Annotated in this window: 11 protein-coding genes; 6 read left to right on the top strand and 5 right to left on the bottom strand. The window is 70.3% G+C overall.

The features are described 5' to 3' along the window. Positions 1 to 29: 29 nt before the first annotated feature. Positions 30 to 644, top strand: a complete 615-nt coding sequence (locus ABZU91_RS23020) for a hypothetical protein (RefSeq protein WP_355243951.1) — start codon at positions 30 to 32, stop codon at positions 642 to 644. Beyond that, a complete protein-coding gene (locus ABZU91_RS23015; RefSeq protein ID WP_355243948.1) occupies positions 637 to 1,560 on the top strand; it encodes a serine hydrolase in 924 nt (307 codons plus the stop codon). Before ABZU91_RS23020 ends, ABZU91_RS23015 begins: the two co-directional genes overlap by 8 nt. A gap of 58 nt (positions 1,561 to 1,618) precedes the next feature. Here ABZU91_RS23015 and ABZU91_RS23010 read toward each other — a convergent pair whose 3' ends face one another. Beyond that, positions 1,619 to 2,833 (bottom strand): histidine decarboxylase, encoded by a 1,215-nt coding sequence (locus ABZU91_RS23010; protein ID WP_355243945.1) that lies wholly within the window; start codon positions 2,831 to 2,833, stop codon positions 1,619 to 1,621. A 251-nt stretch (positions 2,834 to 3,084) separates the two neighbouring features. Here ABZU91_RS23010 and ABZU91_RS23005 point away from each other — a divergent pair, with 251 nt between their 5' ends. Continuing rightward, positions 3,085 to 3,999 carry a hypothetical protein gene (locus ABZU91_RS23005; RefSeq protein WP_355243943.1) on the top strand — a complete coding sequence of 305 codons (915 nt, stop codon included), beginning with the start codon at positions 3,085 to 3,087 and terminating at the stop codon, positions 3,997 to 3,999. Positions 4,000 to 4,066: 67 nt separating this feature from the next. On the opposite strand, the gene ABZU91_RS23000 is transcribed toward ABZU91_RS23005, so the two are convergent. Then, positions 4,067 to 5,557: an APC family permease gene (locus tag ABZU91_RS23000; RefSeq protein WP_355243940.1), complete on the bottom strand. Its 1,491-nt coding sequence runs from the start codon at positions 5,555 to 5,557 to the stop codon at positions 4,067 to 4,069. Positions 5,558 to 5,904: 347 nt separating this feature from the next. On the opposite strand from ABZU91_RS23000, the gene ABZU91_RS22995 reads away from it, so the two are divergent. Next, complete coding sequence (locus ABZU91_RS22995) at positions 5,905 to 7,092, top strand: amidohydrolase family protein (RefSeq protein WP_355243937.1); 1,188 nt, start codon at positions 5,905 to 5,907, stop codon at positions 7,090 to 7,092. Between the two features lie 15 nt (positions 7,093 to 7,107). Here the strand turns inward: ABZU91_RS22995 and ABZU91_RS22990 are convergent, their stop codons facing one another. After that, complete coding sequence (locus tag ABZU91_RS22990) at positions 7,108 to 8,373, bottom strand: PHB depolymerase family esterase (RefSeq protein WP_355243934.1); 1,266 nt, start codon at positions 8,371 to 8,373, stop codon at positions 7,108 to 7,110. Between the two features lie 142 nt (positions 8,374 to 8,515). Beyond that, a complete protein-coding gene (locus tag ABZU91_RS22985; RefSeq protein ID WP_355243931.1) occupies positions 8,516 to 9,118 on the bottom strand; it encodes a hypothetical protein in 603 nt (200 codons plus the stop codon). A gap of 112 nt (positions 9,119 to 9,230) precedes the next feature. On the opposite strand from ABZU91_RS22985, the gene ABZU91_RS22980 reads away from it, so the two are divergent. Next, positions 9,231 to 11,549, top strand: coding sequence for a tetratricopeptide repeat protein (locus tag ABZU91_RS22980; protein ID WP_355243928.1), 2,319 nt, complete (start codon positions 9,231 to 9,233; stop codon positions 11,547 to 11,549). Positions 11,550 to 11,655: 106 nt separating this feature from the next. Continuing rightward, positions 11,656 to 12,363: a TMEM175 family protein gene (locus tag ABZU91_RS22975; RefSeq protein ID WP_355243926.1), complete on the top strand. Its 708-nt coding sequence runs from the start codon at positions 11,656 to 11,658 to the stop codon at positions 12,361 to 12,363. A gap of 42 nt (positions 12,364 to 12,405) precedes the next feature. Here the strand turns inward: ABZU91_RS22975 and ABZU91_RS22970 are convergent, their stop codons facing one another. After that, positions 12,406 to 13,776 (bottom strand): glycosyl hydrolase family 18 protein, encoded by a 1,371-nt coding sequence (locus ABZU91_RS22970; protein WP_355243923.1) that lies wholly within the window; start codon positions 13,774 to 13,776, stop codon positions 12,406 to 12,408. Positions 13,777 to 13,863: the final 87 nt, after the last annotated feature.

The following is a 13,863-nucleotide window of genomic DNA, read 5'->3' as shown; positions in this document are numbered from 1 at the left end:
GCAGGAGCTGTCGAGGCCCGGTCGCTGTCGTGTCGTTGGTCCTGTCGACGTTTGTGGTGTTGCTCACGGGGTGCCAGCAGGGGGAGCCCGGCGTCGATGCCGACGAGTCGCCCACCGCGGCCGTCGAGCGGAGTGGTCTGAGCATGCTGCTGGGCGCGGGTGATCTGGGTTCGGGCTGGCGCGAGGACGACGCTCGGACCGGCCTGCCGCCCTGGCCGTGGGAGCAGGACGACTGCCCCAACTACCTGAGCAGCGACTACACGGCGAAGTCGCACCGGCGCGCTGCGGTCGAGCGTTACTACCGGTTGCCGGACGGCTCGTCACCGGCGCACCATGTCGTGGAGACGTACGAACCTGGATGGGCCGAGCAGAACGTCGATGACGTTCGCCAGGTCCTCCGCCGGTGCGCGAGCTACGTGGTCCACGGTGCGACGGTCTCCTTCGACATCGTCGACTCGCAGTATCTGGGGGGCGTCGGACTGCTCGTCCGAGGCCGCATCTACCATTCCCAGACCCCTGCTACCACGAGGTACTTCGTCATGTTGAAACGAGGCGAGACGGTCTCGACCGTCAGCCTGCCCGACCTGGGCGACCAGGCAGCGGTCGATTCGATCGCGGCGAAGGCGGTGGCCCGCCTTGGCTGAGCGGGGAGGTCGGAAGCTGCCACGCCGCTGGGTCGTCTCCGCGGCCACCATGTCTCTCGCCGGCGTCGCGACGGCCGCCTACGGTGCCACGCGTGCTCGCGACGGTGACGGAGCCAGCTCGTCGCCCGGCCCATCGCCGGCCAAGCCGATCCCCACGACGCCGTCCGTCGACCGGGTCAAGGAGGCGAGGGCCCGTATCGAGGCCTTCGTGAAGCCGTACAAGGGCCATCTGGCGGTAGCGGTACTGGACCGACAGGGGACGGCTACCGTGACGGCCGGCACCGCGCGGTTCGAGACGGCCAGCATCGTCAAGGTCAACATTCTTGCGGCTCTCCTGCTGCGTCAGACGCCACCGGGCAAGGCCCTGAGTTCGGGGACCAGACGGCTGGCCGAGGCCATGATCGAGTCCAGTGACAACGAGGCTGCCGAGACCCTGTGGCTGAAGATCGACGGCTCGCGCGGTCTCACCGCCGCGAACCGCGCGTTCGGTCTGCGGGAGACCAAGCCCAGCGCGCACTGGGGGATAACCACCACCACGGCCGCCGACCAGCTCCGTCTGCTGACCGCGCTGACGTCGTCGAAGGGACCGTTGACCCCGCAGGACCGTACCTTCGTCATGGGCCTGATGAAGAAGGTGATTCCCGAGCAACGATGGGGAGTCACCGCCGGGCGGACGCCGGACGCCCGTTCCGTGTACGTCAAGAACGGCTGGGACACCGCCGACGCCGACGGTGGCCGCTGGATCGTCAACAGCATCGGCCGGATCGTGGAGGACCGCCACGACTGGCTGATCGCCGTGCTCTCCAACCATCACGTCAGCCAGGAGGCGGGCGTCCGCGTCGTCGAGAAGGCCGCCACGTACGTCCTCAAGGAGATGCGCGCCGCCACGGCGGACGACGGCCCCGCGCCCGGATAGGCCGGGGCGTCGCGGCGCACCTCGGACCGCTCGGGAGGGCGAGTCACCGAACGGCCGATCAGGTCCGGTCGGCGGCGGCGCGGGGCAGCTGCGCGACCGGCACGAGTCGCCGGACACCGCGGCTCGGGCTGGGCTGCTCGGTGCCCTTGACGGTCGCGATGTCGGCCGCGAGCGCCTCGATCTGTTGCCGGGTGACGCCCGGCATGCAGATCAGGTGACTGATGCCGCCGTCGGCGTTGGACAGGCCGTGGCGGCGGGCGATCGCCGGCGGCGGGGTCGTGAAGTACACCGTGAAGGCGTGCACGTTGCGCCAGGCGGGCCAACCGACGCTGGCCAGCAGGGAATGGGCGAAGCGGGCCGTCTCACGCGCGCGTTCGGCGCGCTCGCGGTGCCCGTCCTCGCCGAGCAGTCGCAGCGCGTACCACATCTGGACGGCGAGTTGCCCGCAGCGCGAGCCGCTGATGGTGCTGTCGGTCGTGGCGGTGTAGGAGATTCGTCGCGCTGCCCGTTGCAGTGAACGGCGGGTCATGACCAGGCCGCCGGGAACGGTGGTTCCGTAGAACTTGTGGCTGGAGATGGCCACGGAGTCGACCACGCTGCCGAGGTCGATGGCCACCGGCCGGTCCGGCAGCAGGGCCAACGGCACACCCGCGAGCGCGCCGTCGACGTGCAGGTGGGCGTTGCGGATCGCCAGCTCGGACAGGGCGCGGCGCACACGGGCGGGATCGTCCACCGCCTCCGTGACGGTCGTGCCGGCGTTGGCGACGACGATGGCGGGCCGGTCCCTGCGCCGCGCCAGCTCGCCCCGCAGATCGTCATAGTCGATCTCTCCGGTGGCGTCGGTGCGGATGACGACCTCGGGAAGGTTCAGCATGCCTGCGGTCTTGCGGATCCAGTCGTGGGTGGCCTGGCTGTAGTAGAGCACCGGACTCGTGCCCGCGAACCGGTCGCGGGCGAGCAGGATGGCTGCCTGGTTCGCCTCGGTGCCACCGCCGGTCAGATAGCCCCACCGATCGTCGGCGGGGGCGCCGAAGAGGTCCGCGTGCCAGTCGATGACCTTGCGCTCGTAGGCCTTCGTGTGGCCGGTGTCGGGGTCGGTCTCCGGGTCGCCGACGTTATTGATCAGCAGGCCGAACAGCGAGGTCACTGGTCCGTAGTCGATGTCCACTGCGGCCGGGAAGCCGATCGACCTGTGTGCTGTCAGAGTGGCTCGCAAGTGCTCGATCTCAGCAGCGAGAGACAGGTCGTCGGGAACGCTGGTGGGGGAGGTCACGGGTTCTCCGTTGATAGGCAACTAAGCGAAGAGTGGACCATGACGTCGACCACCAGGCAACCGCCGTTAAGCGCGATCAAGCCGACTCGTGGTGCATGGTTGATCGCGGTGTGTGTGCGATGAGAGGCTGTGGCGACGTCTTTGGAGGGACTACCAACGTGGCGTACGACAGGCCAGCAACTCGCTCGGGTCCTTTTGAGAGCAATCCCGAGGATTGGAGAGCGGCGGCGACCGCCGGAAGGACGGCGGCCGTGCCGTGGGACCAGCCTTCGGGCAGCCACTCGTCACCCCCGCCCGAGGTGCCGGCGACGGCCGGACGGCACGGGTGGGTCGCGCCCACGAGCGCGATGCCGTCACCGGTGGTCGAGCAACACCCACCGGTTCCCTGGCCGTCCGCGCCGTCCGCGCCGTCCGCGTACCCGCCGCCGCCCGACCCGTCGCCGGCCGCACGGGAGTCACCGCCTGCGCCGCCGATCAGTGATCCGGAGACGCGGCGGATCTGGGCCTCACTGCGATCCTCCGCGCTGAGCCGGGTCGGGCTGATGAACACCATGCACGGCCGCCACGCGTGGGCGCAGCGACGGCGTAACCCGTTGTGCCCCTACGGCTTCGCGTTTCTGTACGCCGTGCCGGTCATCGGGTCCACAGTGGAGCGTGGGGTCTTCGAGGTCGGCGCGGCGACACGTCTCGACAAGGCTGGCGAGGACGTGTCGCACCTGCCCAGGTTGCTCTACGACCTCGCGCAGACAGCGCGGCACTACCTCGACCACGGTGGCCTGGACCCGCGTCAGCCACCACAGATGTGCAACCGTGTCGACGAGCGGGTCAACGCCGACTCGACGTTCATCGGCCTGGCGGTCAGCTCACTCGATGGTCCGCTCGGCACCTGGGAGCAGACGATGCGGCGGATCGAAGGCGAGGATCGTATCCCCGGACGCTTCTACATCCAGCTGATGGACCCCGAAGAGACCCGGATCGTGGTCGACCGGCCCACCGACCCGTGGGAGCGGCCGCTGATCCAGTCGACGACGCCGCTCTACGAGACGTGGCGACCGTTGCAGAGCTACCCGGGTGACGCTCCCATCTGGACCGGTATCGCCCAGCTGGCGACGCTCGTGCACCTGGGCGCTCAGCGGATCGGCTCGGCGAGAGGCGCGACGACGTAAGCCGGTACGACGACAGCAGGCGGTGCCGCCGAGGCGGCACCGCCTGCTCCAGGTCCGGAGACGGCGCTCAGAGCGTCAGGTGGCTCAGATCCTCGTCGACCTGTCGCGTGGGGTTGGTCTCGCGCTCACCGATGCCGGTGAGTACGTCCGGCCGACTGGTCCGCACGCTGATCGCCCAGAGCACACCGATGACGACGAAGACACCGACCGTGCCCGGCACCAGCCACGCCCGGTGTGAGCCGGGAGGCGTGCCGAGCGCCGCGCTGATGTTGACAAGCGTGACGAGCAGGATCACCGCGATGGCGATACCGCCCAGGGTGGGTGCGATCGCCCGCGCCCACAACGACTCGCTGCGCCCACCACCGCGCGCGAAGTAGCGGACGGTGGCGAGCGAACTGGTCGCCATCAACAGCATCAGACTGACCGCGGCGATGTTGCTCAGCCAGGTGAACATGGTCAGCGCCTCGGCGCCGCTCACCACGAACAGCAGGATGACGATCAGGGCGGTGACCGACTGGGTGATCGATCCACCCTGCGGCGCGCCGGACCCACCCTCACGGATCGTCGCCAGGCGAGCGGGCAGCAGCCGATCCTTGCCGAGAGCGAAGAGGTACCTCGCCACGCTGTTGTGGAAGCTGATCATCGCCGCGAGGACGCTGCTGACCAACAGCAGGCCGCCCAGTGCCACCAGCAGCACGCCGGCACTACCGGCGCGGGAGCCCGAGAAAACCTCGAACGGCAGTGGCGCTGCCGGGTCGCGGGCCAGGTCGACGACCCGGTCAGCACCCACCGTGGCCACCATCGCCCACGCGCACAGGGCGTAGAGCAGGCCCAGGCCGACGATGACGTAGATGATGCTGCGTGACACCGCCCGCGGTGTCCGCGCCTCCGCGCCGTACGCGGCGATGGTCTCGGTGCCGAAGAACGCGGCGAAGCCGAGCGGAAGCACCGCGAGCCCCGCCACCACGCCGGTGTCGAACAACTGCGTCGGGTTCAGCGCCGTGAAGGTCAGGTGACCACCGGCCGGGTGCGCGAGGCCGACCAGCACGAACACGAGCAGCAGGGTGATCTCGACGATCAGGATGGTCCCGAACATCGCGGTGCTGACGCCCGTGCGTTGCAGGCCGAACGCCGCGACGATGGCCCACGCGATGAGGGCCCCGATCCACCACGGCCCGCCGACCAGTCCGCTGATCACGGAACCCAGCAGCCCGTACAGCGAGATCTGAATGGTGTTGTAGGCGAGCAGAACCACCGGCGCGCCCGCCACCCCGACGAGCCGGGACAACCCGGCGGCGAGGGCGGTGTAGAAGATTCCACTGGGCTGCACGTAACGGGCGATGGCGATGTACCCCGGTGCCCAGAGGAGCATCACGACCGTCAGGAGCAGGAAACTGGAGGCCACACCGGTGTTACCGGTGGCCGCGTAGGTGGCGACGATACCGCCGACGAGAACGGCCATCGGGGACGACGCGGTCGCGCCGAACGTCACCAGCGAACTTGTCCGCAGAGTCTTGCGTGCCAGTCCCCTCTCGGCGGACACCGTCAGGGGGGTCACCGAAGGCGTGACCATATGTAAACCTCCACAGGTTCAAGGCGATCGATCGGGGGACGGGACGCGATGACCTTACAGGTGATCCCACCGTTACTGGCAGCAGTGGTCCGCAGAATTTGAACGGCCCGGAGAGCGGTGTCGTGATTCGACAGGCGGCGCCTTGTGTCCTGTGTGGACGCCCCTATTTCGATCGGTGACCGCCTAGTTAGGGGGAGATGGAATCACCCTGGCGAGGGAGGCTGGACGGCCCTCGACTCTGCGATGGTCGGGTCACGGCCGGTGGTTCGCCGGAGGATACGAGGTAGCGCGGCGTGGCGGGTGGCTGCGGTCGCACGGGGGACGGGGTGACCATGACGAAGCAGGCTGTCCGGGCGGCACGGATGTTCGACGGCGAGCGGCTCGTGGAGGGTGGGGTGCTGGTCCTCGTCGAGGGCGGGCGCATCGTCGACGTGCACCGGGGTCGGGTCGACGCGCCGGAGGGCTGGCCGGTGCGCGAGGTGCCGGACGGCACGCTGTTGCCCGGTCTGGTCGACGCACACGTGCACCTGTGCGCCGACGCCGGGCCGGACGCGCTCGGCCGGCTCGCCGAGCGCGCCGAGGCGGATCTCGACACGGTCGTCGAGGCGTCACTGCGCGCGCACCTGGCGGCCGGCGTCACGACGGTACGGGACCTGGGCGACCGACGGGACGCGGTGCTCCGCTGGCGGGCTCGGGGAGTGCGCGACGACCTGCCGACCGTGGTGGCGTCCGGCGCGCCCATCACCAGCGTTGGCGGACACTGTTGGACGCTGGGGGGTGAGGCCAGCGGTGTCGACGGTGTGCGGGAGGCCGTGCGGCTGAGGGCGGCGGCCGGCGCAGACCTGATCAAGATAATGGCCAGCGGCGGGGTGTTCACCCCCGGCACGGACACCACCGGTCTGCAGTTCACCGATCAGGAGATGACCGCCGCCGTCGAGCAGGCCCACGACCTGGACCTGCCGGTGACCGCGCACGCGCACGCGCTCCGCGCTGTCGAGCAGGCGCTGCGGGTCGGTGTGGACGGCATCGAGCACTGCACCTGCGTGACGGCGGCCGGGGCTCACGTCCCCGACGAACTCGCGGACCGCCTGGCCGCGTCCGGACTGGCGGTCTGCGCCACGCTCGGCACCGACCCGGCCGTGGTCACGCCGCCGGAGGTGGTGGCGATGGCGGAGCGGGCCGGGCTCAGCGCCGCGGCGCTACGTGCCGGCACCGCCACCCTGTACCGGGCCGGGGTCCGTCTGGTGGCCGGTTCCGACGCGGGCCTCGGCCCCGCGAAGCCGCACGGGGTCCTACCGGAGACGCTCATCGAGTACGTGGCCTGCGGCACTCCCGCCACCGCCGCTCTCACCGCGGCGACCGTGGTCGGTGCCGAGGTGTGTGGCGTGGGCGGCCGTAAGGGTCGCGTCCGGCCCGGATTCGAGGCCGACCTGTTGATCGTCGACGGTGATCCGACGAGCGACATCAGGGTGCTGCGCCGCCCGCTCGCCGTGTACCGCGCAGGTGTTCAGGTGGGCTGACCTGCGCAGGGTGGGTCATCGGCGGCGGCAGGCCATCCACTGCCAGATGTGGGTGCCGTGGTAGCTGGGGTCGTTGCGGGCCACGTAGATCCAGGACCAGTGACCGGGGAACTGGTATCCGTTCCAGACGACCTTGTCGTACAGGGTGACCAGTGATCCTTCGATGAGGTCGTGGGCGTGGACCGTGTTGGTCTCGGGCGGCACCGTGTCGTCGTCGCGCGAGGTGACCAGCCACGTCGGCGTGTGGATTCCAGCCAGTTCCGCGTCGGTGATCAGCGGCGGGCCGTCCCCGCCGAGCGGCTCGACGATGCCACAGATCGGCACCGACGCGGCGAACAGCTCGGGGTAGGCGACGGTCATCTCCAGGGACATGTAGCCGCCGTTGCTGCAACCGACCACGTAGATCCGGTCGGGGTCGACCCGCTCGCGGCGTACGAGGTCCTGGACGACCTCGCGGATCAGCGGGGCGAACCGGGGGCCGTCCTCCATCCAGTAGGAGGTGCTCTGTGGAGCGACGACGTACGCGCCGGAGAAGATCCGCTGCGCCTCCGGGGTGGCGAAGCCCAGCGCGCCGCGGTTGGCGCGCAGCGTCGTCTCGTTGTCGTAGTAGTCGTCGGGCAGCGATGCGCCCTCGCCGCCGCCGTGCAGCCAGAGGATCAGTGGTCGGCGACCGTGGCGGGGCGAACGCGCCGGGGAGTACAGCCGGTACTTCAGGCCCGAGCCCGAGACGTGGTGGCTGAAGGCGTCCACCTCGGGGTTCGACAGCCGCCCCTGCACGAAGCGCGTGATGGTGAGGGGGGAACCGTGGCGGCGGACGATCGGGGTGTTCTGCGTGATGGTGTAGACGAGGTCCAGCCGGACGTTGCGTCCCCTGCTGACGATGTAGCCGAGGGTGCCACCGCCGGGCTGACCTTCGGCGTGGCTCAGCTCCAGCACGATGTGCCCGTGTCGGTCGAGCCGGGCCGCGGTCACCGTGCGGTCCAGGTCGTACTCGCTGAAGATCAGGTCGCCGGGGGCGATCGGGATCGGGCTGGTGGCCTTGGCGTGCACGGAGAACGTGTCGGGAGTGAGCCCGGCGGGGTCGATCGACCCGAGCCGGCGGGTGTCGAGGGTGACCGAGGTGACCTGCTCACCGCCGTCGAGCGTTCGCGCGTCGAGCGTGAAGCTGACGCTGCTCTCGTGGTGGCCGCCGGCGTGCGCGGCGGTGCCGGGCAGCGCCAGGCCGAGGGCGGCGCCGGCGCCACCGGCCAGGACGGTACGGCGAGTGACAGGCGTGGACATGCGGCCCCCGATTTGTAGACAAACGTCGATGGGACCTCACCGTAACGGCGTGGAAATCCACTGGCAACCGATGCGGTCGGGCGGTCAGGGCGCCCGAGGCCGGGAGTCCCGGAGGGCGCCCTGATCGATCACGGACGGACGGTCAGCTCAGACGTTCGAACACGGAGAACGGGTAGACCCAGGCGGGGTTGAAGATCAGGCCCAGCCGGTGCAGGTAGCGCTGGCAGGTGTTCGGCTGCGCGGGGTTGGTGCAGAAGGTGAGCCACAGCTCGGAGTACCCGTCCTTCTCGGTCGGGCTGATGTGCACGATCTCGTCCCGCACGACGAACCGCATCGACGTCAGTCGGGGATCCTGCACGTCGTTGGGGAAGGAGAGGGAGGTGTCCAGGCCGTACAGGACGATCTCGCTGGGGAACAGGCAGACGCTCGCCTGGAAGTACAACTCGTAGATGGTGGCGTAGGTGGCGGTCTCGTAGACCTCCTCCGAGACCTCCTCGCGATAGCAGGGGGTGCTTGGCGGGAAGGCGGCCGGCGGGGGAACGGGGATGACATTGGTCCCGACGCCGCCGCTGACACGGGCCGGCTTGTGCGACGACACCACCGAGAGGCCGCCGTCGGCGCAGGTGGACTTCGTCCTGCAGATGGCCGCGTCGGGCGTCGTCGCCGACGCGGCCGTCGTCGGGATGGCGAGCGTCGCCGCGAGCACGGTCAGGGCGAAGATCAGAGGCTTGAGATGTACGGACACAGGACCTCCATCGATCGGATCTGTGCGCTCTGCACGGGAGCAGGATCGCGTGTCGAATCGGCCTCTGGTCGGAATTCCGTACACCGCCGTACACTGACGAACGTCGATCTCAATGGTGGGGGGCAGGGCACTGGATGCCGCGGGGGCGCAGACGTCCGACGACCTCGCCCGCCTGTTGCGGGCGTTGCGACGACGGCACGCACGTCAACAGCGCGACGGTGAGCTGACCTATCGTGAGCTGGCCGCCCGCACCGGCTGGTCGCACACCGCGATCGCGGAGTACCTCACCGGCAAGACGCTGCCACCCACCGACCGGCTCGACGCCCTGGTCCAGCTCCTCGGCGCCACGCCGGCCGAGCAGGGCGAGCTGGCCACCGCCCGGGACCGCATCGAGGAGAGTCGCCGCCGTGCCCCGCGCGCACCCGGCCGACCGATACCCCGGCAGTTGCCCGCCGACGTGGCCAGCCTCGCCGGCCGCGACGACGAGCTGGCCGTCCTCGACAAGCTCGTCGCGGCGCCCACCTCCGTGGTGGTCGCCGCGATCTCGGGCACCGCCGGTGTGGGCAAGACCGCCCTGGCCGTGCACTGGGCGCATCGCGTAGCCGACCGTTTCGACGACGGTCAGCTCTACGTCAACCTGCGCGGCTTCGACCCGCGGGGGCAGGCGGTGAGCGCGGCGAAGGCGCTGGACGGCTTCCTGGACGCGCTCGGCGTTCCGGCCACGCGGGTGCCCGCCGACCTCGACGCCCAGGCCGCCCTGTACCGCAGCGCGCTCGCCGGAAAGCGGATCCTCGTCGTGCTCGACAACGCCCGCGACGCCGAACAGGTCCGCCCGCTGCTGCCCGGCACACCCACCATCATGGTGCTGGTGACGAGCCGCAACCAGCTCACCTCACTGGTCGGCCTGGACGGCGCGCACCCGCTCCCGCTCGGGCTGCTCAGCCAGGACGCGGCCGCCCACCTGCTCGCCCATCGGCTCGGTGTCGAACGGGTGGCCGCCGAGCCGAGGGCCGCCGAGGCGATCATCGCCGCGTGCGCGCGGCTTCCACTGGCGTTGAGTATCGCCGCCGCCAGGGTCCAGCAGTCCGGCTTCCCACTGGACACCCTCGCCGCCTCGCTGGGAGCGGCCGGTCAACGGTTCGGCGTACTCGACGCCGGAGACGCGGTCGGTGAGGTGCGGGCGGTGTTCTCCTGGTCGTACACCGCACTCAGCGCGCCGGCCGCCGGGCTGTTCCGGCTGCTGGGCCTGCACCCCGGCCCGGACATCACGGTGGCCGCCGCGGCGAGCCTGGCCGGTCGCCCGGTGGACGACACCCGCCGGCTACTGACCGAGCTGACCCGTGCGAACCTGCTCGCCGAGCACCGACCCGGCCGGTTCACGGCCCACGACCTGTTGCGGGCGTACGCGACCGAACTCGGTGACGGCACCGATACCGGGCCGGACCGCAGGGCCGCCACGATCCGGCTCCTCGACCACTACACCCACACCACCCACGCGGCCGACGCCCTGTTGCGTCCGCACAGCGACCCGGTCGACCATCTGATGACTTCGCCGGCGGTCGGTGTGCGCCCGGAGCGGCCCACCTCGCACGCGGAGGCGCTGGAATGGTTGACCGCGGAGCACCCGGTCCTGGTCGCCGCCCTCCGCCTGGCCGCGAGCGGCGGCTTCGACGCCCACACCTGGCGGTTGGGGCGGGCTCTCGACACGTTCCTGGACCGGCAGGGGCACTGGCACGATCGCGTCGAGACGTGCCGAGCGGCCCTGCTCGCCGCCGAACGCCTCGGCGATCCGGTCGCGCAGGCGGTCGCGCACCGCTTCCTCGCCGGGGCCCACACCGTGGTCGACCAGTACGCCGACGCACTCGGTCACCTCGAACGCGCCCTCGACCTGTACGTCGCCAGCGGCGACACCGAGGGCGAGGCGCGTACGCACCAGAACCTGGCCTCGCTGTGGGACCGCCAGGGTGAGCCCCGCAGGGCCCTCGAGCACTCGGAGCGGACCCTCGTCCTGGCCCGGACGGTCGGCCACCGCAGGGCTCAGGCGGACGCGCTCAACGCCGTCGGCTGGTGCCACGCCCAGCTCGGCGAACACCTCACGGCGGTGACCTACTGCCAGCAGGCACTTGACCTGCTCCAGCAGCTCGACGACCGGGCGGGCGAGGCGGCTACCTGGGACAGCCTCGGGTATGCACACCACCACCTCGGCCAGTTCGGCCGGGCCGTGGAGTGTTACGAGCGCACGCTGGACCTGACCCGGGATCTCGGCGACCTCTGGGGCGAGGCGGACACGCTGAGCCGGCTGGGCGACACCCGCCTCGCGCTCGGCGACCCCGCTTCCGCCCGAGCCGACTGGCAGGGGGCACTGGACATCTTCACGGCCCTGGACCACCCGGACGCCGCAGCCGTCCGCGCCAGGTTGCAGGCACGGTGAGCCTCCGGGCCATCCGGACGATGGTGTGGGCGCCGGTTTAGCTCCTTGCGCGGCGGGGATTCCCGGCAGCGCTCCGGCGGCAGTCGGGTACGGGTGGGGGAGGCTGATGCGCAAGATCCGGACCTCCTGCGGTGCCACCTCGAACGGGGCGACCAGATCCCGAAGGCCGATCGGAGCGGAACGTGACCCGAGCCGGGTGGTCACCTTCAGCGACGCCGTCATGGCGATCGCCATCACCCTTCTCGTCCTGGAGATCCGGCCGCCCATGGACACCGAGCACCTCATGCGCGAGCTGCTCGGCCTGTGGCCGTCCTACCTGGCCTACGGCGTCACCTTCCTGCTGCTCGGCCAGATCTGGGTGAACCACCACGTCATGTTCGACCACATCCGTTCCGCCGATCGCCTGCTGCTCCTGCTGAACACCCTGCTCCTGATGGTGATCGCGCTCCTGCCGTTCGTCTCGTCGGTGCTGGCCCGCGCCTTCGAGGAGGGCCCCGGCACGCGGACCGCGCTCGTCTTCTACGGCATCGTCTACGGGGCCGCCGCCATCCTCTTCAACGTCATCTGGGAGTACGCCAGGAACGGTCACCGCCTGTTGACGTCCACCACCGACGAGGCCACCGCCCGAGCCATCAGCAGGCGTTTCCGGGCGGCCCCCATCTGGATCGCCGTCGGAACCGCCCTGTGCATCGTCCACCCGATCGCCGGCCTGATCGCGGTCGCGGCGTTCATCCCCTTCTACTGGCTACCGATCAACGGTGAGATCGACAGCATCAGACGTACCCGGGCCCAGACCGCGCACGGCCCGCCCTGAACCCGGTCCTGTCGTGGGCCTCGGGGCGGGCCAGCGAGGGCCTCAGCGGCCCTGGAGGCGCTTCACGTTGTCGCCGAAGGTCCACCCCTTCGACCCGTCCCAGTTCGCCGACCAGGTCATCAGGCCCTTGAGGCCGGGCACGGAGTTCCAGGCCTGCGTGACCAGCGACGTCGACAGGTAGCCGCCGCCCGCGCCGGTCTGGGCCGGCAGACCGGGAACCTGCTTGTCGTACGGCACGCGGATGGTGGTGCCCTGAATGGTGAGGCCGTTGTTCAGGCACTGCGTCTGCACCGTGAAGCCCTGCACGGTCCCCGCCGGGTACGAGTCGCCGGAGCAGCCGTACATGCTGCCGTTGTAGTACTGCATGTTGAGCCACCACAGCCGGCCGTTGTCGACGTACTTCTTGATGATCGGCAGGTACGAGCCCCAGATCGAGCCGTAGGTGACGCTGCCGCCGGTGACGTAGGCCGTCTCCGGCGCCATGGTCAGGCCGAAGTTCGAGGGCATCCGCGCCAGTACGCCGTCGATGATCCTGATCAGGTTGGCCTGCGACGTCGACAGGGTGTTGATGTTGCCGCTGCCGGTCAGGCCGGTCTCGATGTCGATGTCGATGCCGTCGAAGTGGTAGGCCGTCAGGATGGGCACGATGGTCGCGACGAACCGGTCGGCGACCGCGCTGGAGCTCAGGTCGATGCCCGCGGCGGCCCCGCCGATCGACATCAGGATGGTGGCGCCGGCCGCCTTGGCCTGGCACATCTCAGCAGGGGTGGCCACCTTCACGCCGGCGTCCATGCCGTTCTCCCAGAGGACCGTGCCGTCCGCGCGGATCACCGGGAACGCCGCGTTGATCACGTTGTAGCCGTGCTGGCCGAGCCGGCTGTCGGTGATCGGTATCCAGCCGAGCCCCGGGTGTACGCCGTTGGAGGCGCCGTCCCAGTTCTCCCAGTAGCCCTGCAACACCTTGCCGGTGGGCCGCGACTTGACCGCGCAGGTCCCGCCGGTCGGCGGCGGCGTGGTGGGAGGAGCCGTGGTGGGAGGAGCCGTGGTGGGTGGCGGCGTGGTGGGCGGCGGCGTGGTGGGCGGCGCGGTCGTCGGCGGCGCCGTGGTGGGTGGGGGAGCGCTTCCCGAGCAGGCGCCGAGGTCACGCCACAGGGACGGTGTCGAGGCCGGGTTCCAGCCGGCGCCGGCGTACGCGGTGTGGGTGACCAGGGCCTGGTAGAGGCGGCCGCCGTAGGTGACCTGGGTGCCCGCCTGGTAGGTGTTCCCCTCGGCCCAGCCAGGTGCGGTGCAGGCGACCAGCGCGACGGCGTTGGCCGAGGACACGGCGGCCATGCTGCTGGGGACGAAGGCGACGGCGGCCGTGACGGTCATCGCCGCCCCGGCCACCAGTGCGACGATGCGACGGCTTCTCATGGCTCACTCCCCAGGCTTCGGCGACCCGCGACCTCCACATATTGACGTTCGTGACGTCTAATATCAAGGGTTGTTTACAGATAACCG

This window comes from Micromonospora sp. NPDC005174 (assembly GCF_040608495.1).
GTDB lineage: Bacteria > Actinomycetota > Actinomycetes > Mycobacteriales > Micromonosporaceae > Micromonospora.
This window is presented reverse-complemented; position numbering and strand designations above follow the sequence as displayed.

Coding starts and splice junctions, on each gene's coding strand:
- ABZU91_RS22970 (WP_355243923.1), bottom strand. CDS start 13,776: ATGAGAAGCCGTCGCATCGTCGCACTGGTGGCCGGGGCGGCGATGACC.
- ABZU91_RS22980 (WP_355243928.1), top strand. CDS start 9,231: ATGGTGGGGGGCAGGGCACTGGATGCCGCGGGGGCGCAGACGTCCGAC.
- ABZU91_RS22975 (WP_355243926.1), top strand. CDS start 11,656: ATGCGCAAGATCCGGACCTCCTGCGGTGCCACCTCGAACGGGGCGACC.
- ABZU91_RS22995 (WP_355243937.1), top strand. CDS start 5,905: ATGACGAAGCAGGCTGTCCGGGCGGCACGGATGTTCGACGGCGAGCGG.
- ABZU91_RS22990 (WP_355243934.1), bottom strand. CDS start 8,373: ATGTCCACGCCTGTCACTCGCCGTACCGTCCTGGCCGGTGGCGCCGGC.